The organism is Rhodobacter sp. P1_C2 (genome assembly GCF_056406375.1).
The window spans coordinates 403,784-424,584 of sequence record NZ_JBFUAG010000003.1; the positions used below are offsets into that span (position 1 = coordinate 403,784).

General features: G+C 66.8%; 19 protein-coding genes and 1 pseudogene. 13 read left to right on the forward strand and 7 right to left on the reverse strand.

What is annotated here, in order from left to right; translation table 11 throughout:
- Positions 1–10: 10 nt before the first annotated feature.
- The 11 genes and pseudogenes from AC1DZT_RS06910 to AC1DZT_RS06960 all read left to right on the forward strand — a co-directional run bounded on the left by AC1DZT_RS06910 (position 11) and on the right by AC1DZT_RS06960 (position 14,477).
- Positions 11–1,591 carry a PAS-domain containing protein gene (locus AC1DZT_RS06910; RefSeq protein WP_478005876.1) on the forward strand — a complete coding sequence of 527 codons (1,581 nt, stop codon included), beginning with the start codon at positions 11–13 and terminating at the stop codon, positions 1,589–1,591.
- A 41-nt stretch (positions 1,592–1,632) separates the two neighbouring features.
- Positions 1,633–2,043, forward strand: a pseudogene (tsaE, locus tag AC1DZT_RS06915) (tRNA (adenosine(37)-N6)-threonylcarbamoyltransferase complex ATPase subunit type 1 TsaE); the annotation flags it as partial.
- Between the two features lie 45 nt (positions 2,044–2,088).
- Positions 2,089–3,096 carry an aminoglycoside phosphotransferase family protein gene (locus AC1DZT_RS06920; protein ID WP_478005920.1) on the forward strand — a complete coding sequence of 336 codons (1,008 nt, stop codon included), beginning with the start codon at positions 2,089–2,091 and terminating at the stop codon, positions 3,094–3,096.
- Positions 3,078–3,761, forward strand: a complete 684-nt coding sequence (locus AC1DZT_RS06925; protein ID WP_478005877.1) for a nucleotidyltransferase family protein — start codon at positions 3,078–3,080, stop codon at positions 3,759–3,761. Before AC1DZT_RS06920 ends, AC1DZT_RS06925 begins: the two co-directional genes overlap by 19 nt.
- Positions 3,754–6,687, forward strand: coding sequence for a double-strand break repair protein AddB (addB, locus tag AC1DZT_RS06930; RefSeq protein WP_478005878.1), 2,934 nt, complete (start codon positions 3,754–3,756; stop codon positions 6,685–6,687). Before AC1DZT_RS06925 ends, addB begins: the two co-directional genes overlap by 8 nt.
- Positions 6,674–9,994, forward strand: coding sequence for a double-strand break repair helicase AddA (gene addA / locus AC1DZT_RS06935; protein ID WP_478005879.1), 3,321 nt, complete (start codon positions 6,674–6,676; stop codon positions 9,992–9,994). Before addB ends, addA begins: the two co-directional genes overlap by 14 nt.
- 32 nt (positions 9,995–10,026) lie before the next feature.
- Positions 10,027–10,353 (forward strand): thioredoxin, encoded by a 327-nt coding sequence (gene trxA, locus AC1DZT_RS06940; protein WP_478005880.1) that lies wholly within the window; start codon positions 10,027–10,029, stop codon positions 10,351–10,353.
- A gap of 87 nt (positions 10,354–10,440) precedes the next feature.
- Positions 10,441–10,998, forward strand: a complete 558-nt coding sequence (gene hslV / locus AC1DZT_RS06945; RefSeq protein WP_478005881.1) for an ATP-dependent protease subunit HslV — start codon at positions 10,441–10,443, stop codon at positions 10,996–10,998.
- Positions 10,995–12,047, forward strand: coding sequence for a hypothetical protein (locus AC1DZT_RS06950; RefSeq protein WP_478005882.1), 1,053 nt, complete (start codon positions 10,995–10,997; stop codon positions 12,045–12,047). The genes hslV and AC1DZT_RS06950 overlap by 4 nt, the downstream gene beginning before the upstream one ends.
- Positions 12,044–13,339 carry an ATP-dependent protease ATPase subunit HslU gene (hslU, locus tag AC1DZT_RS06955; protein WP_478005883.1) on the forward strand — a complete coding sequence of 432 codons (1,296 nt, stop codon included), beginning with the start codon at positions 12,044–12,046 and terminating at the stop codon, positions 13,337–13,339. Before AC1DZT_RS06950 ends, hslU begins: the two co-directional genes overlap by 4 nt.
- Before the next feature lie 28 nt (positions 13,340–13,367).
- A complete protein-coding gene (locus tag AC1DZT_RS06960; protein ID WP_478005884.1) occupies positions 13,368–14,477 on the forward strand; it encodes an alpha/beta hydrolase in 1,110 nt (369 codons plus the stop codon).
- Positions 14,478–14,480: 3 nt separating this feature from the next.
- On the opposite strand, the gene AC1DZT_RS06965 is transcribed toward AC1DZT_RS06960, so the two are convergent.
- The 3 genes from AC1DZT_RS06965 to AC1DZT_RS06975 are packed head-to-tail and all read right to left on the reverse strand — an operon-like array spanning position 14,481 to position 16,769.
- Positions 14,481–15,083, reverse strand: a complete 603-nt coding sequence (locus tag AC1DZT_RS06965) for a Smr/MutS family protein (protein WP_478005885.1) — start codon at positions 15,081–15,083, stop codon at positions 14,481–14,483.
- Positions 15,084–15,086: 3 nt separating this feature from the next.
- A complete protein-coding gene (gene mltA / locus AC1DZT_RS06970; protein ID WP_478005886.1) occupies positions 15,087–16,112 on the reverse strand; it encodes a murein transglycosylase A in 1,026 nt (341 codons plus the stop codon).
- A 9-nt stretch (positions 16,113–16,121) separates the two neighbouring features.
- Positions 16,122–16,769 carry a Tim44/TimA family putative adaptor protein gene (locus AC1DZT_RS06975; RefSeq protein WP_478005887.1) on the reverse strand — a complete coding sequence of 216 codons (648 nt, stop codon included), beginning with the start codon at positions 16,767–16,769 and terminating at the stop codon, positions 16,122–16,124.
- 119 nt (positions 16,770–16,888) lie between these two features.
- On the opposite strand from AC1DZT_RS06975, the gene AC1DZT_RS06980 reads away from it, so the two are divergent.
- Both AC1DZT_RS06980 and secB read left to right on the forward strand, forming a co-directional pair.
- A complete protein-coding gene (locus AC1DZT_RS06980) occupies positions 16,889–17,377 on the forward strand; it encodes an FxsA family protein (RefSeq protein ID WP_478005888.1) in 489 nt (162 codons plus the stop codon).
- Between the two features lie 42 nt (positions 17,378–17,419).
- Entirely contained in the window at positions 17,420–17,917 is a 498-nt protein-coding gene (gene secB, locus AC1DZT_RS06985; RefSeq protein WP_478005889.1) for a protein-export chaperone SecB, read from the forward strand.
- On the opposite strand, the gene dnaQ is transcribed toward secB, so the two are convergent.
- Genes dnaQ through AC1DZT_RS07005 form a run of 4 tightly spaced genes read right to left on the reverse strand, consistent with a single transcriptional unit; the run spans position 17,914 to position 20,624 of the window.
- Entirely contained in the window at positions 17,914–18,609 is a 696-nt protein-coding gene (gene dnaQ / locus AC1DZT_RS06990) for a DNA polymerase III subunit epsilon (protein ID WP_478005890.1), read from the reverse strand. The two genes, secB and dnaQ, sit on opposite strands and share 4 nt — an antisense overlap.
- Complete coding sequence (coaE, locus tag AC1DZT_RS06995; protein ID WP_478005891.1) at positions 18,602–19,195, reverse strand: dephospho-CoA kinase; 594 nt, start codon at positions 19,193–19,195, stop codon at positions 18,602–18,604. Before coaE ends, dnaQ begins: the two co-directional genes overlap by 8 nt.
- Entirely contained in the window at positions 19,192–20,031 is an 840-nt protein-coding gene (locus tag AC1DZT_RS07000) for a shikimate dehydrogenase (protein ID WP_478005892.1), read from the reverse strand. Before AC1DZT_RS07000 ends, coaE begins: the two co-directional genes overlap by 4 nt.
- The gene (locus AC1DZT_RS07005; RefSeq protein ID WP_478005893.1) at positions 20,028–20,624 is read right to left on the reverse strand and encodes a Maf family protein; all 597 of its coding nucleotides are present in this window, start codon (positions 20,622–20,624) and stop codon (positions 20,028–20,030) included. Before AC1DZT_RS07005 ends, AC1DZT_RS07000 begins: the two co-directional genes overlap by 4 nt.
- Positions 20,625–20,801: the final 177 nt, after the last annotated feature.

Below are 20,801 nucleotides of genomic sequence, written 5' to 3' on the forward strand. Positions count from 1 at the left end.
GGATGGCAGAATGCAGTTGCACTGGCTTACGATTGTGGAGCTGACGTTTTCAGCGTTGGCCGCCGCCGGGTTGGCTTTGGCGGCCTTGGTCTTGTGCGAGCGTCGCCAGAAGGCGGCTCGCGTCACGATTTTCACCGAGGATACCTCGGCGACCGTCTTCTTGTTCGATGGCGAGGTCCTGGTGGACAGCACGCCCTCGGCGCGCGCGCTTTTGACGTCAAGCCCGGCCAGCGGCTCGGCCTGGGCCAAGCTGATGATCTATCTGGCGCCGCATTTTGCCGAGCTTGAGGCGCGGCTCTTGCAGCTGCCCTATGAAGGGGCGCTGACGCTGGCCTCCACGCCGGCGCGGGGGAACCCCTTGCTGTTGCAGGCCGAACAGCGCGGCGGGCTGACCCGCATCATGCTCGCCGATCCCAGCCGCGACGATCGGGCCGCAGGCCAGGACCTGATGGCGCAACGCGCGATGCAGGAAGAGCTGGACCTTTTGCGCGACACGATCGCCCGCGCCCCGGTGCTGATGTGGCGCGAGCGCAGCAATGGCGACATCATCTGGGCCAATGCCAGCTACATGCTGCGCGCGGCCGAGGTGCTGGACCCCGGGCAGGATCTGACCTGGCCCCTGCCCCGGCTTTTCGAACGGCAGGCGAGTGCGCAGGGCATCTCCGGACAGCGCCAGAGGCTCTCGCCGCGCGAGGGCAAGGCGCAGTGGTACGACCTCACCGGTTTTGCCGATGGCGAGGATCGTCTGGTCTTTGCCAGCCCCGCCGATGCCGCCGTCCACGCCGAAACCGCCCTGCGCGATTTCATGCTGACCCTGACCAAGACCTTCGCCCATCTGCATGTCGGCCTCGCCATCTTTGACAAGCAGCGCCAGCTGGTGCTGTTCAACCCGGCGCTGATGGACCTCACCGGGCTGCCGGCGGATTTCCTGTCGATGCGGCCCTCGCTTCTGTCGGTGCTGGACGGGATGCGCGACCGCAACATGATCCCCGAACCGAAGGATTACCGCAACTGGCGCCGCCAGCTGATGGAGATGGAGCGCGCCGCAGCCTCCGGTCTTTACGAGGAAACCTGGAGCCTGCCGGGCGGGCAGACCTACCGCGTCATCGGGCGGCCGCATCCGAACGGCGCCCTGGCCCTGATGCTCGAGGATATCTCGGGTGAAATGCTGCGCACCCGCCGTTTCCGCGCCGATCTGGAGCTGAGCCAGTCGGTGATCGACGAGGTGGACGAAGCGATTGCCGTCTTCTCCTCGGCCGGCCAGCTGGTGATCTCCAACACCGCCTATGCGCGGCTTTGGGGCGGCGATCCGGCCGCCAGCCTGTCGGAGGCGACCCTGCGTTCGCTGTCGTGCAAATGGCGCGAACAATGTTCGCCCAATCCGGTCTGGGCGCAGCTGGAGGAATTTGCCTCCAACCCCGGTGACCGCACGCAATGGCGGGCCGAATTGCGGCTGCTGGATGGAAGGCTGATCGACTGCCGTTTTGCGCCCCTGTCGGGCAGCGCCACGATGACCGCCTTCCGCCTGCGCGATGCGGGCGCCGGCCCCAAGGCGGTGCTGGCCGCCGACTCCGGGCTCAAACGGGCGTAAGGGCGATTCCCTCTGCCGCCAAGGTCGACTAAGCTTGGCGGATGAGCGAAGATTTGATCCTTGACCTTGCCACCGCAGACGACACCGCCCGGCTTGGCTGCGCCCTGGCCAGCCTGTTGCGGGCGGGGGATGCGCTGCTTCTGGAAGGCGCCATCGGTGCGGGAAAATCCCACCTCGCCCGCGCCTTCATCCGCGCCCTGTTGGGCGAGGCGGAGGAGGTGCCCTCCCCCACCTTCACGCTGATCCAGACCTACCCCGCGGCAGAGGAGGACGGGCCCGAGATCTGGCATGCCGACCTGTACCGCCTGACCCATCCAGATGACGTGCTGGAACTGGGGCTGGAAGAGGCCTATCCTGCGGCCATCTGCCTGATCGAATGGCCCGAACGTCTGGGCAGCTATCTGCCCCCCAATCCGCTGCGCCTGCGGCTGGAACCCTCGGGCGACGGCCGCCGCGCCCATCTTTCTCCCGGTGCGCGGCCCGGCTTTACCGCTGCACTGACCAGCGCGCTGCGCGCCGCGACGGCAACCGATTTTATCGCCGCCTCCGGCTGGGCCGATGCCGCCCGCAAGCCCTTGGCCGGCGACGCCTCGGCCCGCCGCTACGAAAGGCTGACCGCGCCGGACCGCAGCGCCATATTGATGGATGCCCCGCCCGGCCAGGCCGATTCCGTCGCCGATTTCACCCGCATCGACCGCCATCTGCGCGACCTCGGCCTTTCCGCCCCCGCGATCCTGGCCGAGGATGCCGCTGCGGGTTTCCTGTTGCTGGAAGACCTCGGCGACGGGCTTTACCCGCAACAAATCGCCCAAAGCCCTTCCCTGGAACTGCCTCTCTACGAAGCCGCCACCGATGTGCTCTTGCACCTGCAACGCCATCCCGCCCCGGCGGACCTGCCCGATCTGACCGCCGCCGCCTGGGCCGAGGCTGCGGCCCTGGCCATCGACTTCTACCGCAAGGCGCTGGCGGGCGATGCGGCGGGGCGGGCGGATTTCGTCTCTATCATGGCTGAAACGCTGTCTTCCCATGCCGACGGGCCCCGGGTTCTGATCCTGCGCGACTACCATGCCGAGAACCTGCTCTGGCTGCCCGACCGCGAAGGTCTGGCCCGCGTCGGCCTTCTTGACTTCCAACTCGCCCAGATGGGGCAACCCGGATATGACCTCGTCTCGCTGCTGCAGGATGCCCGCCGCGCGGTGCCGGAGGCGATCGAATCCGCCATGATCCGCCGCTTTGCCGCAGGTTCCGGCGCCGATCTTGCCGCGTTTCAGACCGCCTATGCCGCGCTTGGCGCCCAGCGCGCGCTGCGCATCCTCGGCATCTTTGCCCGGCTCGCGGCGGTGGAGGGCAAGCGGCGTTACCTGCCGATGATCCCGCAGGTCTGGGGGCAGTTGCAGCGCAACCTCGCCCATCCCGCGTTGGGCGACCTGCGCGCCATCTGCGACCGGCTCTTGCCCGCCCCCGACCTGCCCAAGCTGGAGGCCGCATGCCGCCCTTCCCTTTGATGCTGTTCGCCGCAGGTTTCGGCACGCGGATGGGCAGCCTGACCCAGGACAGGCCGAAACCCCTGATCCCGGTCGATGGCAAGCCGCTGCTGGATCATGCGCTGGACCTGCGAAGCGCCGAAACAGTCTCACATACCGTGGTCAATCTGCATTACCGCGGCGACCAGATCGCCCGGCATCTGGCGGGGCAGGACATCGCCCTGTCCTGGGAGCGGGACGAGATCCTCGAAACCGGCGGCGGCCTGCGCGCCGCGCTGCCCCTGCTTGGGCGGGGGCCGGTGATGACGCTGAACACCGATGCCGTCTGGTCCGGCGCCAACCCGCTGGAGGAACTCGCCGCCGCCTGGGATGACCGGATGGATGCGCTGCTGTTGCTCGCGCCGGTCAGCCGCGCGCTTGGCCACAAGGGCAAGGGTGATTTCCTGATGGACGCCTCTGGAAGGCTGAGCCGGGCCAAGGGGGCGCCGGGTCCGGTCTACCTTGGCGCGCAGATCCTGCGCACCGAAAGGCTGGAGGGGGTGGCGGCGCGGGCCTTCTCGCTGAACCTTCTCTGGGATCAGATGATCGCCGAGGGCCGCGCCTTCGGCCTTCTGCACGAGGGCGGCTGGTGTGACGTGGGCCAGCCGGAGTCGATTGCCCTGGCGGAGGCGATGCTTCATGGCTGACAAGGTCTTCGCACTCCCGCTCGGCGTCGATTTCGCGTCCGCGCTGGTGGCGGGTCTGCAGGCGCGGCTGGCGGGTCAGCCGGCCGAGGCGATGGCGCGGGTGACGCTCTACCTCAACAGCCAGAGGATGCGGCGCCGGGTGACCGAGGTCTTCATGACCGGTGGCGCGACCTTCCTGCCGCGGATGCTGGTCCTGTCCGAACTGGCGCAGCACCCGATCCTCGCCGACCTGCCCGCCCCGTCGAGCGCGCTGCGCCGCGAACTGGATCTCGCCCGGCTGATCGACAGCCTGTTGCAGGCCCAACCCGACCTCGCCCCGCGCGCTGCCCTTTTCGATCTGGCGCGCAGCCTTGGCCTTCTGCTGGACGAGATGCAGGATGAGGGCGTTGCGGCCGAGACCATCGCAAACCTCGACGTCTCGGGCCATTCGGAACATTGGGCGCGCACCCAGGCCTTTCTGCGCATCGTCGCCCCGATCATGGCGGCGCAGGACGGCCCCGCCCGCCACCGGATCGCGGCGGAACGCCTGGCCGAACTTTGGCAGACCGCGCCGCTGCAGGGGCCGGTGATCATCGCAGGCTCCACCGGGTCACGCGGGCCGGTCGCGGTGCTGATGCAGGCGGTAGCGCGGCTGCCGCAGGGGATGATCGTGCTGCCGGGCTATGACACCGATATGCCCTCCGCCGTCTGGGCCCAGATGGACGACGCGCTGAGCGCCGAGGATCACCCGCAGTACCGCTATCGCCGCCTGATGGACCTTCTGGGCCTGACGCCGGACCAGATCCCCCTCTGGCACGCGGCCGCGCCGGCCGATCCGGCCCGCAACCGCCTGATTTCGCTGTCCTTGCGGCCCGCCCCGGTCACCGACCAATGGCTGGTCGAAGGCCAGGACCTGCCCGATCTGCTGGACACGACTCAGCACATGACCCTCATCAAGGCCGCCAATCCCCGGCAAGAGGCGCTGACCCTGGCGCTGATCCTCCGGCGGGCGGTGTCGCGCGGGCAGAGGGCGGCGCTGGTGACACCGGACCGCAACCTTGCCCGCCGGGTGGAGGCGCAACTCGACCGTTGGGCGATCCTGCCCGACGATTCCGCCGGGATGCCGCTGGCCCTGTCAGCGCCGGGGCGTCTGTTGCGCCATGTGGTACGCGCCTTCGAGGCGCCCCTGACCGCCGATGTGCTGATGACCCTGCTGAAGCACCCCCTCGCGGCCAGCGGCGGCGATCGCGGCACCCATCTGCTGCTGACCCGCGATCTGGAACTGCATCTGCGCCGCCACGGTCCGGCCTTTCCCACCGCCGAGGCCGTGCTGCACTGGGCCAGCGCCCGCAAGGAGCCTGACGCCGCCGCCTGGGGTCAGGCCATGGCCGCAGTCCTGCGCCTGATCGCCGCACCACCGCTGACCCGGTTGGCCGACCACGTCGCTCGCCACCGCGCCGCGACCGAGACGCTCGCCCGCGGCACCGCAGCCGAAGGCAGCGGCGGGCTGTGGGAGAAAGAGCCGGGCCTCGCCGCGCTGAAGCTGATGGACATGCTCGCCCGCGATGGCGACCATGAAGGCGCCCTGTCCAATGCCGATTACCGGATGCTCTTCGACGGCCTGATCGCCAAGGAAGAGGTGCGCAGCCCGGTGACCGGCCATCCGCTGGTCAGCTTCCACGGCCCGCGCGAGGCGCGCGAGATCGCGGCGGATCTGGTCATCCTCGCCGGTCTGAACGAGGGCACCTGGCCCGCCGCGACCGATCCGGACCCCTGGCTGAACCGCAAGATGCGCAAAGATGCGGCTCTGTTATTGCCCGAACGGCAGATCGGCCTTTCGGCGCATGACTATCAACAGGCGGTCGCGGCCCCCCTCGTCATCCTGTCGCGCGCGCTCCGCGATGCCGAGGCGGAGACGGTCCCTTCGCGCTGGCTGAACCGTCTGGCCAATCTGATGAGCGGTCTGGGCGCGAAGCGCGGCGATCTCGCGCTGAAGGCGATGGAGGCGCGGGGCCAGGTCTGGCTGGACCGTTGCGCCGCGCTGGAACGGCCGGTGGCGGTGTTGGATACGGGCCTTGCCCCGGCCGAACGCCCGCAACCCTCGCCGCCGCTTGCCGCAAGGCCGAAGGAGCTGTCGCTGACCCGGATCCGCACCCTGATCCGCGACCCCTATGCGATTTACGCGCAATATATCCTGCGCCTGCGCCCGCTCGACCCCTTGCGCGCCCAGCCCGATCCGCGCGACCGGGGCACCGCGCTGCACCTGATCCTCGAACGTTTCGTGGGTGAACGTCCCGCGACGGAAACCCTCGAAGAGGCGCGGGCCCGGCTTCTCGCCATCGGGGCCGAGGTTCTGGCGGAGGAGACGCCCTTCCCCTCGGCCCGGATGCTGTGGCTGGCCCGGCTGGAACGCGCGGCGGGGCATTTCCTGCATCAGGATCAAAAGCTTGGCGGCCAGACCTTGCAGATCGAAACCAAGGGCCGCACCCCGGTGGAGGGCACCGGCTTCACGCTTTACGGCACGCCCGACCGGATCGACCTTCTGCCCGACGGCCGCCTGCATCTGATCGATTACAAGACCGGCACCCCACCCTCCAAGGCGCAGCAGACGGTGTTCGAACTGCAACTCCACCTCGCCGCCGCCATGGCCGAACGCGGCGGCTTTACCCCGCATCCGATGGAGGTGGCGCGGATCAGCTATATCGGCCTCGGCGCCTCGGAAAAGGTCGAGGAGACGCCGCTGACCCCGGAAGAGATCACCGCGATCTGGGAGCGGTTCGTGACCCTGATCAAGCGCTATGGTCAACGCGACACCGGCTATGCCTCGCGCCGCGCCATGTTCGAAACCCGCTATCCCGGCGATTATGACCACCTCGCCCGCTTTGGCGAATGGGACATGACCGAGCGCGCCACCCAGATCAAGGTAGGCCCCGATGACCCCGCGTGAGGCGATTACCGCCCAGATCACCGCCGCCGACCCCGCCTCTTCGACCTGGCTGTCGGCCAATGCCGGATCGGGCAAGACCCGCGTTCTGACCGACCGCGTGGCGCGGCTGTTGCTGGCCGATGTGGAGCCGCAGCGCATCCTTTGCCTGACCTATACCAAGGCTGCGGCGACCGAGATGCAGAACCGGCTGTTCCAGCGTCTGGGCGAATGGGCGATGATGCCGGAACCGGCGCTGACCGTGGCGCTGGCCGAACTGGGCGAGACGGCGGTGCTGGATGCGGCCCACCTCGCCCGCGCCCGCCGCCTCTTTGCCCGCGCGATCGAGACGCCGGGCGGTTTGCGCATCCAGACCATCCACAGCTTCTGCGCCAGCCTTCTGCGCCGCTTTCCGCTGGAGGCCGGGGTTTCGCCCAACTTCGTCGAACTGGACGACCGCGCCGCCCGAATGCTGCGGCAGGATCTGCTGGAGGAGCTGGCCGATAGGCTCGCCCCCGAGGCCCTGCGCGCCGCCGCGATGGTCTTCGGCGGCGAGGATTTCACGGCGCTGATGGAAGAGGTCGCGGGCTATCCCGACGGCTTTTCAGGCTCTGTTCCTGCCCTTTTCGCCATGCCAGAGGGGGAAAGCGAGGCGAAGCTTCTGTCGGATGTCTTTCTGGGGGACGAGGCGGATATCCTGCAACAGCTTCTGCCGGCGCTGGCCGCTGGCGGGGCGAATGACAACAAGGCGCGGGAGAAACTCGCCGCGACAGACCTTTCCGCGCCCAACCTGGCGACGCTGGAACGGCTGGAGGGGGTCTTTCTCTACGGTTCCGGTCAGAAGGCCGGTCAGGCGAAGATCGGCGCCTTTCCGACTGCCGACACCCGCAAGAAGATCCCCGCCCTGATGCCCCGGCTGGATAACCTGATGAGCCGGGTGGAAAGTGCCAAGCGGCGGCGGCAGGTCTTGCAGGCGGTGCGGAAGACCGAAGCGATCCACGGCTTTGCCCGCGCCTTCCTGCCACGCTACATGGCGCGCAAGGCGGCGCTGGGGGTTCTGGACTTTGACGACCTGATCGCCCGGGCGCGGCAATTGCTCAAGGATCGCTCGGTGGCGGCTTGGGTTCTGTTCCGGCTGGATGGCGGGATCGACCACGTTCTGGTGGACGAGGCGCAGGACACTTCCCCCGCGCAATGGCAGGTGATCGAGGATCTGACCGCCGAATTCACCGCCGGCGAAGGCACCCGCCCCGGCGGCCGCACCCTCTTTGTCGTGGGCGACAAGAAACAGTCGATCTATTCCTTCCAGGGCGCCGATGTCGCGGCCTTCGATGAGAAGCAGCGCAGTTTTCAGGGCAAGTTCCAGGCCGCCCGCCAGCGCTTTCAGACCCTGCCGCTGGAATATTCCTTCCGCTCCTCGCCGGCGATACTCAATCTGGTGGATGCCGCTTTGGGTGGCCTGTCGGAGGCCGCCTTGGGCGACAAGGTCCAGCACCGCGCCTGTTTCCCCGACCTGCCGGGGCGGGTTGATCTTTGGCCGCTAATCGAGGCCGAGGCGGAGAAAGAGGAGATCGACTTCGAAGACCCGGTGGATCTGATCCGCGAAACCCATCCGGTGGCGCAGCTCGCAGACCGGATTTCCGCCGAAATAGAGACGCTTTTGGCCAGCGGCACCCAGATCACCACCCGCCACGGTCCGCGTCCCGTGCATGCCGGGGATTTCCTCATTCTGGTGCAGACCCGTGGCCCCCTGTTCGACGAGATCATCGGCGCCTGCAAGCGGCGCGGCCTGCCCATCGCCGGGGCCGACCGGCTGAAACTCGGGGAGGAGATGGCGGTCAAGGATCTGGTCGCCCTTCTCTCCTTCCTCGCCACGCCCGAGGATGACCTGTCGCTGGCCGCCGTCCTGCGCTCCCCCCTCGTCGGGCTGTCGGAGGCGGCGCTTTACGATCTGGCGCAGGGGCGGCCGGGCTATCTGTGGGAAAAGCTGCGGCAGGAGGACAGCGCGACCGTCACGCTGCTGAAAGACCTGCGCGATCAGGTCGACTATCTGCGCCCCTTTGACCTGTTGGAGCGGGTTCTGGTCCGCCACGACGGCCGCCGCCGCCTGATCGCCCGGCTTGGGGCCGAGGCGGAGGATGCGATCGACGAACTCCTCAACCAGGCCCTCGCCTATGAACGCGGCGCTGTGCCCAGCCTGACCGGCTTCCTGTCCTGGCTGGAGGCGGATTCGGTGCAGGTCAAACGCCAGGCCGATGGCGCGGGCGAGCGGATCCGGGTGATGACGGTCCACGGCTCGAAAGGGCTCGAGGCCGAGATCGTCATCCTGCCCGACACCGCCGACCGTAACCCGCGCGAACGCGATACGCTTTATGAAGACGCCGAGGGCAACGTCCTGTGGAAGACCCCGGCCGACGACAGCCCGCCGCAGATTGTGGCTCTGCGCCAGCAGAAACAGGCCCGCGAGGCGGAGGAGAACCTGCGCCTTCTCTATGTCGCGCTCACCCGGGCGCGGTGCTGGCTGATCGTGGCGGGGGCGGGGAAATCGACCAAGGACGGCACCTGGCACAAGATCGTCTCCGACGGCATGGCGCGGCTGCCGACCGAAGTCACACCGCAAGGCCTGCGCCATGCTTGCGGGGTCTGGCCGGACGCTGCGGCGCAAAGCACTCCGGTGGCAGAGGTCGCCGAAGCGCCCGAAGACTGGATGTTCCTGCAGACCGAACGCCCGGCCAAGGCGGCGCAGTCGCTCTCCCCCTCCGATCTCGGCGGGGCCAAGGCCTTGCCGGGCTTCGGCGAAGAGACCGAGGTGGCCAAGGCCCAGGGCACGGCGCTGCACCTGCTGCTGCAACACCTGCCCGACCATCCGCCGCAAGATTGGCCGATGGTGGCCGATCATCTGGTGGGCGACCTCGCGCAGGATCTTCTGGCGCAGGTGACGGGGCTGCTGCAGAACCCGGAACTCGGGCCCTTGTTCGGGGCGGACAGTCTGGCCGAGGTAGCATTGACCGCGCCCTGGGGGACGCAGAGGCTGCTTGGCACCATCGACCGGCTGATCCTGACGCCAAACTCGGTCCATGCGGTGGACTTCAAAAGCAATCGCAGCGTGCCCGCCAGCGCCTCTGCCGTGCCGGAGGGGATTCTGCGCCAGATGGGGGCCTATCTTCACATGCTGGAGGGGATTTATCCGGGCCGCGCCATCACGCTCAGCATCCTGTGGACGCAGACCGGCCAGCTGATGCCGCTTGAACCCGATATGCTGCGGGCGGCGCTGGGGCGGGCCACGATACTTGGGGCTGCGACCCTTGACGCGGCGGTGCAGCGCACCTAGGTTCTGAGTCCGAAATCCTCAGGAGAATTATCATGGGCGCTGCAACCGTTGCCGTGACCGATGCCACCTTCGACAAGGAAGTCCGCCAGTCCACCGTTCCGGTGATCGTCGACTTCTGGGCGGAGTGGTGCGGCCCCTGCCGTCAGATTGGTCCGGCTCTGGAAGAGCTGGCCGTGGAATATGGCGACAAGATCAAGATCGTCAAAGTGAACGTCGACGAAAACCCCGACAGCCCGGCCGCTTTGGGCGTGCGCGGGATCCCGGCCCTGTTCCTGTTCAAGGACGGCCAGGTCGCCTCGAACAAGGTGGGTGCCGCGCCGAAGGCCGCACTTGCCAACTGGATCAGCGCAAACATCTGATCCATCTGGACGACACGTCAGGGGCGCCTTCGGGCGCCCTTTTCGTTTGCCCGCTTTGCCCCCATATTGCGGCAAACGGAGGCTTTCATGTCTGAAGACAAATTTCCCGGCTGGCACGGCACCACGATCCTTGCGGTGCGCAAGGGGGGCGAGGTGGTGGTGGCGGGCGATGGTCAGGTCAGCCTCGGCCAGACCGTCATCAAGGGCACCGCGCGCAAGGTCCGCCGCCTGTCGCCCGGCGGCAAGGATGTGATCGCAGGCTTTGCCGGATCGACCGCCGACGCCTTCACCCTGCTGGAACGGCTGGAGAAGAAGCTGGAGGCCTCGCCCGGCCAGCTGGCCCGCGCCTGTGTGGAGCTGGCCAAGGACTGGCGGATGGACAAATACCTGCGCAACCTGGAAGCCATGCTGATCGTCACCGATGGCGAGGGGCTATACGTCCTGACCGGCGCGGGGGATGTGCTGGAACCCGAACATGATGTGACGGCGATCGGCTCGGGCGGTAATTATGCGCTGGCCGCGGCGCGGGCGCTGATGGACAGCGATCTGCCCGCCGAGGCGATTGCCCGCAAGGCCATGGCGATTGCCGCCGATATCTGCGTCTATACCAATGGCAACCTGACGGTGGAGACGATCCGAAAATGATGATCTCGACCGAGGATCTGCGCGCAGCCGTCAGCCGGGGCATCGTGACCGAGGCGCAATCGGCCCAGCTGATCGCCCTCGCCTCGGCCCGGCAAAATGCGGTGGCCGGCGTTTCGGGGGCGGAAGAGCCTTTCGTGCTGTTCAAGGGCTTCAACGAGATCTTCGTCGTCGTCGGCCTGACCATCCTCTTCATGGGCTGGGTCGGCGTGACCGTCCTCTTCGGGTTGAACATGAGCGCGCCTGCCGGCACCACGACCGCCTTTCTGGCGCTGGTAACGCTGGCCGGGCTTGCCGCCGTGGGGCGGTATTTCACCCTGAAACGCCGGATGATCGCGCCCTCGATCGCGCTGTCGATCATGTCGGCGCTGGCGGCCACGGTGCTGGGCATGGCGCTGGCCGGGATCGGGGAATATGCGCTGGTCATTGCCGGGCTGGTGGTTCTGGCGGTGATGAGCCTGCATTACGCCCTGTTCCGCGTCCCCTTCTCGGCCGCGATCATTGCCGGGGCGGCGTTCTTCACGCTTTGGGCGCTAGCGCTGGCCATCGGGTTTCTGCCGCCGACGGCCACCGGCATGCTGTTCATGCGGGAAAGCCCGGCGCTGTCGGCCCTGACCTTCTGCTTTGGCCTTGCGACCTTTGCGGTGGCGATGAAGCTTGACATGTCGGACCCGATGCGCGTTTCCACCCGCTCTGCCACGGCCTTCTGGCTGCATGTCACGGCGGCGCCGGCCATCGTCAACACGGTGGCGCTGAACCTTCTGGGCCAGCCGGGCGCCCTGCCCCAGGCCCTGCTGCTGGGCTTTCTGTTCCTGATCGCCGTCGTGGCCATCGTGATCGACCGGCGCTCCTTCCTCGTTTCGGGTGCCGGCTATTCGGTGGCGCTGGCCTCCACCCTCTTTGCCGGCAGTGCGGCGCTGGCAATCTTGATCCTTGGCGCGGTTCTCGTCGCCCTTGGCGCGCTCTGGGAACGCCTGCGCGCCCGCCTGATGAATGCCTTGCCGGACTTTCCCGGCAAGGCCCTGCTTCCGCCTTATGGAATTGCCCAATGACCGACCTGACCCCGCGCGAGATCGTCTCGGAGCTTGACCGTTTCATCATCGGCCAAAAGGATGCCAAGCGCGCCGTCGCCGTGGCCCTGCGCAACCGCTGGCGCAGAAAGCAACTGGGCGACGATCTGAGGGACGAGGTTTACCCGAAGAACATCCTGATGATCGGGCCAACCGGCGTCGGCAAGACCGAAATCGCCCGCCGTCTGGCGCGGCTGGCAAAGGCGCCGTTCCTCAAGGTCGAGGCGACCAAGTTCACCGAGGTCGGCTATGTCGGCCGCGATGTCGACAGCATCATCCGCGATCTGGTCGATGTGGCGCTGGTCGATACCCGCGCCCGGATGCGCGACGATGTCAGCGCCCGCGCCAAGGCCGCGGCGGAGGAGCGGGTGATCGAGGCGCTGGCCGGCAAGGACGCCCGCGAACAGACCCGCGAGATGTTCCGCGGCAAGCTGCGCCGGGGCGAGCTGGACGATACCGTGATCGAACTGGAGGTGGAGGAGTCTGCCCCCGCGCCGATGATGATGGGCGGTCAGGGGATGGAGCTGCAGATGCAGGGCCTGCAGGACCTCTTCAAGGCCTTCGGTGGCCGGACCAAGAAGAAGAAGGTCACTGTGGCCGCCAGTTACGACCTGCTTCTGGGTCAGGAGGCCGACAAGCTTCTCGATGATGAGGCGGTGAAACTCGCCGCTTTGGAGGCGGTGCAAGACAGCGGCATCGTCTTTCTGGACGAGATCGACAAGATCTGCGCCCGATCCGATGCGCGCGGCGCCGATGTCAGCCGCGAAGGCGTGCAGCGCGACCTGCTGCCGCTGATCGAAGGCACCACGGTATCGACCAAATACGGGCCGGTGAAGACCGACCATATCCTCTTCATCGCCTCGGGCGCCTTCCACATCGCCAAACCCTCGGATCTTCTGCCGGAATTGCAGGGCCGCCTGCCGATCCGGGTGGAGCTTCAGGCCCTGACCGAGGAAGACTTCGTCCGCATCCTGACCGAGACGGAAAATGCCCTGACCCGGCAATATGCCGCGCTGATGGCGACCGAAGAGGTTACCGTCACCTTCACGCCGGATGGCATTGCCGAGCTTGCCTCCATCGCGGCAGAGGTCAACCGCAGCGTCGAAAACATCGGCGCGCGGCGGCTTTACACCGTGATGGAGCGGGTTTTCGAGGAACTGTCCTTCAACGCCCCGGACCGTGCGGGAAGCGAGGTCGTGGTGAACGAGGTCTTCGTCGAGGCCAATCTAGGCGCGCTGGCCCGCTCGGCCGATCTGTCGCGGTATGTGCTGTGATGGCGCATCCGGCGGAAAGAGGGTTTTTGTGATCCCCCGCGCGCTGCGCATCCTGTGCCTTGTCCTGCTGGCCGCCTGCGCGCAGCGCGGCACGGTCACGCTGATGCCCGAGGCCGCCCGGATCGGCACGGTGGAGAATATCTTCATCGGCACCACCCGCAAGCAAGAGCCGGACGGCAGCTTCGACGGCGGACGGTCCGAGGAGGTGCGCTTTGGCCTCTACCAGATCTCTGTCCCGCCCGACCGCAAGCCGGGGCAGATCACCTGGCCTCCGAAAGGCGGCAAGGTCGACCCGCGCACCCAATTCGTGACGGCAAGCGAGGAGGTCTACCCCTCGGACCAGCAATTCCGCGCCCGGCTGCGTGCCGAGCTGCAGAAGACCGGTGGCGAGGCGGTGATCTTCGTTCACGGCTACAACAACAACTTCGCCGAGGGCATCTACCGGGTGGCGCAGTTCAGCCACGATCTGAACCTGCCCGGCACGGTGGTGGAATATTCCTGGCCCTCGGCGGCGGCGGCGCTTGGCTATGCCTATGACCGCGATTCCGCGCTGTTTGCCCGGGATGGTCTGGAAAAACTGATCCATGAAGTGGCGGCCTCTGGCGCCAAACGCATCCTTCTGGTCGGCCATTCGATGGGCGCCGGCCTGACGATGGAGGCCTTGCGCACCGTCGCCCTGCGGCAGGACCGGCGCACCATGGGTCTGATCGGCGGGGTGATCCTGATTTCGCCCGATATCGACATCGATGTTTTCCGCGAAGAGGCGCGCTCGATCGGCACCCTGCCCCAGCCCTTCGTCATCTTCGGCTCGGGGCGCGACAAGGTGCTGCTTCTGTCAGCCGCGCTGACCGGGCAGGCCGACAGGCTCGGCTCGCTCAGCGATCTGTCGCGGGTGGCGGATCTGAAGGTGACCTATCTGGATGTGAGCCAGTTCTCGCAGGGCGCCGGGCATTTCGTCGTGGGCGATTCCCCGGCCATGATCGCGCTGATGAACCGGATCGTCGATATTCAGGGCGCTTTCGAATATGACCGCAGGGCCAATATCGGCCTCTTGCCGGGGCTGGTGCTGACCGCAAGGAACGCCACGGGGATCATCCTGCTGCCCCTGTCCGAGGGCGAGACGCATCAGCGCCGCTGAGGCCTAGCGGCGGCGCAGATAGACGTAATAGGCCCCGCCGCCGCCATGTTTCAGATGCGCCTCACTCACCTGCAGGATCGCGGGCCCCAGCGGCGCCATGCGCAGCCAATGCGGCACCTGATGGCGCAACACGCCCATCCGCTGCGGAATGGGGCCATGGTCCGGGCCCGGCTTGCCCTTGCCGGTGATCACCAGCACCAGCCGCAGCCCCGCCGTCTGCGCGTTGAGGATGAAGCGGATCAGTTCGGGATGCGCCTCGGCCAAGGTCATGCCGTGCAGGTCGATCCGCGCCTCGGGGTCCAGCTTGCCACGGGTCATCTTGGCGTGTTTGCGGGCATCCATCTGCAAGGGCGCCTGGGCCAGCGCCTCGGCCGGGGTCGAGGCGATCTGGGCGGTGGATCGCAGGGGCCGGGACTTTTCACCCAGACGGAAGGCGGTGAACAGCGGCACCGGCTCGGGATGGGTTTGTTTGACCGGTTGCGGGTCGATCATCGGCGTCGGCTTGCGCAGCCGCGCCAGGGCCGCCTCGGAACTGGGGCGGATCGAACGGGCGACTTCCTGCCAGAGCTGCTCTTCCTCTGGCCGCAGGGTACGGCGGCGCACCATGGGTCAACCGTCCGGCAACATGGCAAAGGCGCGGTCGATCGGCAGCAGCATGATCAGCCGCCCGGCATCCTTGATCGACCCTGCGGCGAGGCCCGCGGCACGGCCCGTGCCATAGAAGATATCCGCCCGCTGCGCGCCCTTGATCGCACCGCCGGTGTCCTGCGCCACCATCAGCCGGTGCAGGGGCGTGTCGCCCTCCTTCTCGATCCAGACCGGGGTGCCAAGCGGCACATGCGCCGGATCGACCGCGACCGAACGCATCGGCGTGATCGACCGCCCCATGGCCCCGATCGGCCCCTGATCCGCGGTCAGGTTGGGCAGTTTGCGAAAGAAGATGTAAGAGGGGTTCTGGTTCAGCAGATCCGCCCCGGCCACCGGATTGGCCCGCACCCAGGCCCGGATCGATTCCGCCGAAAGCTGGTCCTGGTTCAGATAGCCGCGCTGCACCAAGATCGACCCGATGGAGCGATAGGCATAGCCGTTGCGCCCGGCATAGCCGACCCGGATCACCGAGCCATCGGTCATCTGAATCCGGCCAGAGCCTTGGATATGCAGGAAAAACACCTCGACCGGATCGTCGAGCCAGGCAATCTCCAGCCCACGGCCGCGCAGGATGCCGCGCTCGATGGTGGCGCGGTCATACCAGGTCTGGCCATCGCGCAACTCGGGCGGGCGGCGGTAGATCGGCCAGGCAAAGCGCGGCGTGCGGACCGGGGAGCCTTCGAGGACAGGCTCATAATAGCCGGTGAACAGGGCAGGCGGGTTGCCGACCAGAACCGGGCGGAACAGCAGTTCGAAAAAGGCACGGGCGGCGGATTCGTTCGGTTCGACCGTGGCGGCGAGGCCGCAGATCGGCTGCCAGTCGGGCTGGTCCAGCAGATCACAGGTGCGCTGAAAGCTTTGCAAAGCGGCGAGATGGTCGTCCTTGTCCCAATCGGGCAGGGATTCGAACTCCAGCACCTGCGCCGTGGCGGGCATCAGGGGCGCAAGCCCCAGGACGATAGACAGGGCAAGCAGCAGCGCACGCATTCCCCCGCCTTAGTCGCTTGTCGCCGTCAACTGCCAGTTCGGATCGCCCGCGCCCATGATGCGCGAGAAGGTCCAGGTCTCGCGCTGGCGCTGGATGGCGGTGGCATTGCCCTCCACCACATTGCCCGAGGCGTCGCGGACGGCGCGGATCAGCTCGCCCATGAAACGGACCGAGATTTCGGCGCGCTTGGTGGCGGGGTTGTATTCGGCGGCGGCCAGCGAAAGCTCCCGGATGCCGACGAAGCTCGAGGTGACCGACAGGCCCCGTTGGACACGATCGGCCACGGCGGCATCGAAGCTCGCCTCGACCTCGTCACCGACAAAGGGGCGGATGCGGTCGATCTCGCCCTTGTCGAAGGCCATCAGGATCATCTCGTAAGCGCCGCGCGCGCCTTTCAGGAACTCGGTCACCGAGAAATCGGGCTCCACCCCTTTCATCGCCGCCAGGGCCGAGCGCGAGGCGTCGTCGGCCACGTTGTCGATGATGTCATGGTCCAGGGTTCCGTCGATCACCGTGCTGTCGCGCGTCGGTGCGGTGCCGGGCGCGGCCGTGGTCGGCTCGTAGCCGTCGCGCGTGCCCAGGACGGAACGCAATTTCAGGATCAGAAAGATCGCGATCCCGGCAAGGACGAGAAGCTGGATCGGTGCGGAACTCATGCGGTACCTTTTGCGAGGGCCGATTGGGCTGGCCGTGGAGGGATGTGGACCCTATGTAAGTGCTGGGTGGGTCCAAGTCCACCTTCCGGGGCTGCAAGTTTTTGCAACAGGGGTCCAGAATGCGCTTCGTTTGGCTTTTTCTGCTGTGGGTCATGATCGAAATCGGGCTTTTTGCCGGTTTGGGTGGCTATATCGGCGTGCTCGCGACCTGGGCTATCGTGGTCGGCACCGCGATTGGCGGGTTCTTGCTGATCCGCTGGCAGAAGCGCAGCGTGCTGGGGCAGGTCCTGCAGGATCTGCAGACCCTGGGCGACCCGCTGACCCCCGCCGCCCATTCGGCGCTGATCGTGCTGGCCGGGGTTCTGTTGATCCTGCCGGGGTTCCTGACCGATGCGATGGGGCTGGTCCTGCTGATCCCCGGGGTGCGCAACCTGATCATCGACGCCCTGCGCGAAAGGGCGCGGCTGGCGGCGATGGACAAGGCCGTGGCGACCATGCTGCGCCCGCGCCCGCCGCGCCGCGAGGAAGAGGTGGTGGAGGCCGAAGTGGTTGATATACACCCCGCTTCGCCGCGTCCGCACAAGCCTTCGGGATGGACCAAACCCTGACCGCCTGCTAGGAACGCCTCACCTACCGCGGAGGGAAATTTGATGGCCGACGAAAACCAAAACGGCGCCGGTGCGCCGCAAGTCAAGATGCAGGTTCTGGCGCAGTTCATCCGTGATCTGTCGTTCGAGAACATGGTGGCGCAAAAGGGCCTGAGCGGCACCGAAATGCAGCCGGAGATCACCGTTGGCGTGAACCTGGACGCGCGGCAGCGCCCGCAGCCGAACACCTATGACGTGATCGCGAAGTTCAAGGTTTCCTCGATCAACAAGGCGAACAACGAGACGCTGTTCCTGTTGGAGCTGGATTATGCCGGGGTCTTCCAGGTCGAAGGCGTGCCGTCGGAACAGTTGCATCCTTTCCTGCTGATCGAATGCCCGCGCCTTCTGTTCCCCTTCATCCGCCGCATCATCTCGGATGTGACGCATGACGGCGGCTTCCCGCCCCTGAACATCGACAATGTCGATTTTCTGGCTCTGTACCGGCAGGAAATGGCCCGCCGCGCCCAGTTGGCGGAAGCGACGCCGACCGCCTCGGCTTAAGAACGTTTCAACCAGACCGCCGCATCGCCCATCTTGGCCACAAAGGCCTGATGGGCGGCGCTTTCCTCCTCGGTCAGGCGCGGGGGCAGGGGCGTTGGCCTTGGCCGCGCCCGCCCGGCCTGGGTGTCGCGCTGCCGAGCCGCCGTATGGGCCGCCGCCGTGGCCAGCATGAAATCGGGCTGCCGGCCGCCGATCAATTCCAGATAGACCTCTGCCAGAAGCTCGGAGTCCAGAAGGGCGCCGTGCTTTTCGCGCGAGGAATTGTCGATGCCAAAGCGGCGGCAGAGCGCGTCCAAAGTGGCGGGCGAGCCGGGGAATTTCTTGCGCGCGATGGCCAGGGTGTCCAGCGCCTGGGTCATCGGCAGGCCGGGATGGCCGAGGGTCTGCAGCTCGGCATTGAGAAACTTCATGTCGAAGCTGGCGTTGTGGATCACCAGGGTCGACTCGCCGATGAATTCGATGAAATCGCGGGCAATGGCCTTGAACACCGGCTTGTCGCGCAAAAAGTCATCGCCGAGGCCATGCACCTCGAAGGCCTCTTTCGGCATCATGCGTTCGGGGTTGATATATTGGTGATAGGTCTTGCCGGTCGGCATGTGGTTGAGAAGCTCGACCGCGCCGATCTCGACGATCCGGTGGCCTTCGGAAGGCTCGAAGCCGGTGGTTTCGGTATCAAGGACGATTTCACGCATTCTGGCACCGGATATGGGTCAACAGGGCCTGCACATAGGCCGTGACCGAGGCAAGGTCGAGGGTTTCGACGATATGGGTGGCGCGGGCGCGCTTTTCGGCATCGGGCATCTGGCGCGACAGGATCAGGCGGAACTGGTCTTCGGTCATGCCGGGGCGGGCCATGACGCGGCTGCTCTGCAAGCTCGCCGGGGCGGTGACGAGGAGGGAGGCGTCAAATTCCCCCTCCGTCCCCTTTTCAAACAGTAGAGGAATGTCGAAAACCGCGATGTCAGAGACGATTTCGGCGGCAAACCGGGCGCGGTCTTCGGCAACGAGCGGATGGACGACCGCCTCGATCGCGGGCAGGGCGGAGGGGTCGCGAGCGATCCAGGACTTCAGGGCACCACGGTCAATGGCGCCGCCCACCAGGGCCGCAGGGCAGAGGGCCGAGATCGGGCCCACGGCGTAACCTCCAGCGGCATAAAGCCGATGCACGGCGGCATCGGCGTCCCAGACCGGGACGCCCTCGGCCAGAAACAGCGCCGAGGTGGTGGATTTTCCCATCCCGATCGAGCCGGTCAGCGCCAGTTTGAACGGGCGCTTCATGCCGAAAGGACGGCGGCGCGGGTGGCGGCGTCAACCTCGGGGCGGTGGTCGAACCAGCGTTCGAAACCGGGCGCGGCCTGGTGCAGCAACATGCCCAGACCATCGACGATATGGGCGCCGCGGCTTTGCGCCTCGATCAGGAAAGGGGTCATCAGGGGGGTATAGACGAGGTCGGTGGCCACGGCATAGGGCTCCAACGCGTCGAGCGGCAGGCGCAGGTCGGGCTTGCCGGTCATGCCCAGCGAGGTGGAGTTGATCACCAGCCCGGCACCTTCCAGCATGTCGCCGGCATGGACCCAGTCATAGACGACGACCTTGGCGCCGAAATCGTGGCGCAGAGTCTCGGCGCGCAGGCGCGTGCGGTTGGCGATGCGGATTTCAGGCGCGCCGACCTCGATCAGCGCGGCAATCACCGCGCGGGCGGCGCCGCCAGCCCCGAAGAGCGCCACCGGTGCGTCATGGGCCTGCCAATGCGGCGCCAGCTGGCGCAGGTTGGCCATGAAGCCCGCGCCATCGGTGTTGTCGGCGTGGATCTTGCCATCCTTTCGGAAGATCAGCGTATTGGCCGCCCCGATCAGCGCCGCACGGTCCGTCACCACATCGGCCAGCTTGAGGATGGTTTCCTTGTGCGGGATCGTCACGTTGATGCCGACGAAGCCCAGTTTCGGCAGCATCTTGAGCGCCTCGGCCAGATCGGCGGGGGCGATATCCATCGGGATGTAATGACCCTTGATCCCGTAGCGCTTCAGCCAATGGCCATGCAGGGCGGGGGAGCGGCTGTGGGCGATCGGGTGGCCGATCACGCCGGCCAGGGGGATGCGGGGCAGATCGGTCACGACGGAATGAAACCTCGCAAGGACAGGTAATTGAGCAGGGGTAACAGGGGCAGGCCCAGAATGGTAAAGTAATCGCCTTCCACGGCCGAGAAAAGCCTGATCCCCTCGGACTCGATCTGATAGGCGCCGACGGAATGGCCGACCTCGGGCCAGTTCCGGTCGAGATAAGTCTCTATATAGGCCGGATTGGCCGCTTTCATCGTCAGACGCGCCACGCCGACATGGCGCCAGATCGGTTCGCCCTTGTCATAAAGCACGAGGGCGGAGAGGAGCTGGTGGGTCTGCCCGGCGAGGTCGATAAGCTGCTGGCGCGCCTCCTCCCGGCTCTCGGGCTTGGCGAAGACGCGCGGGCCGAGGGCGAGGATCTGGTCGCAGCCGAGGACAAGCGCGCCAGGATGGCGCTGCGCCAGTTTCAACGCCTTGGCCTCGGCCAGGGCGTCGGCCATGTCGCGGGGGGTGGCATCCTCGGCGGCGAGGGCGGCGCGCAGGGCCTCTTCATCGATGCGGGCGGGATGGGCCGTCACCTCCAGCCCGGCGTTGCGCAACAGGGTCAGGCGGATCGCGGATTGCGAGGCGAGGAGAAGCGGGGTCATGCGGTTTCCCTTGGGGGCGGATCTGTGGACAATGCTGCTTTGTTCCCGAGGTGAAAAGGGGGTCTGGCGCGAGGTCCTGCGGTTTCACGAAAGACGGCGCGAGAACGAAAAAGGATTGTCCCCATGGGGATGAGCGTTCGGCGCGCTTGGGGAAAACTGCCGGGCGGCCGATTTCGC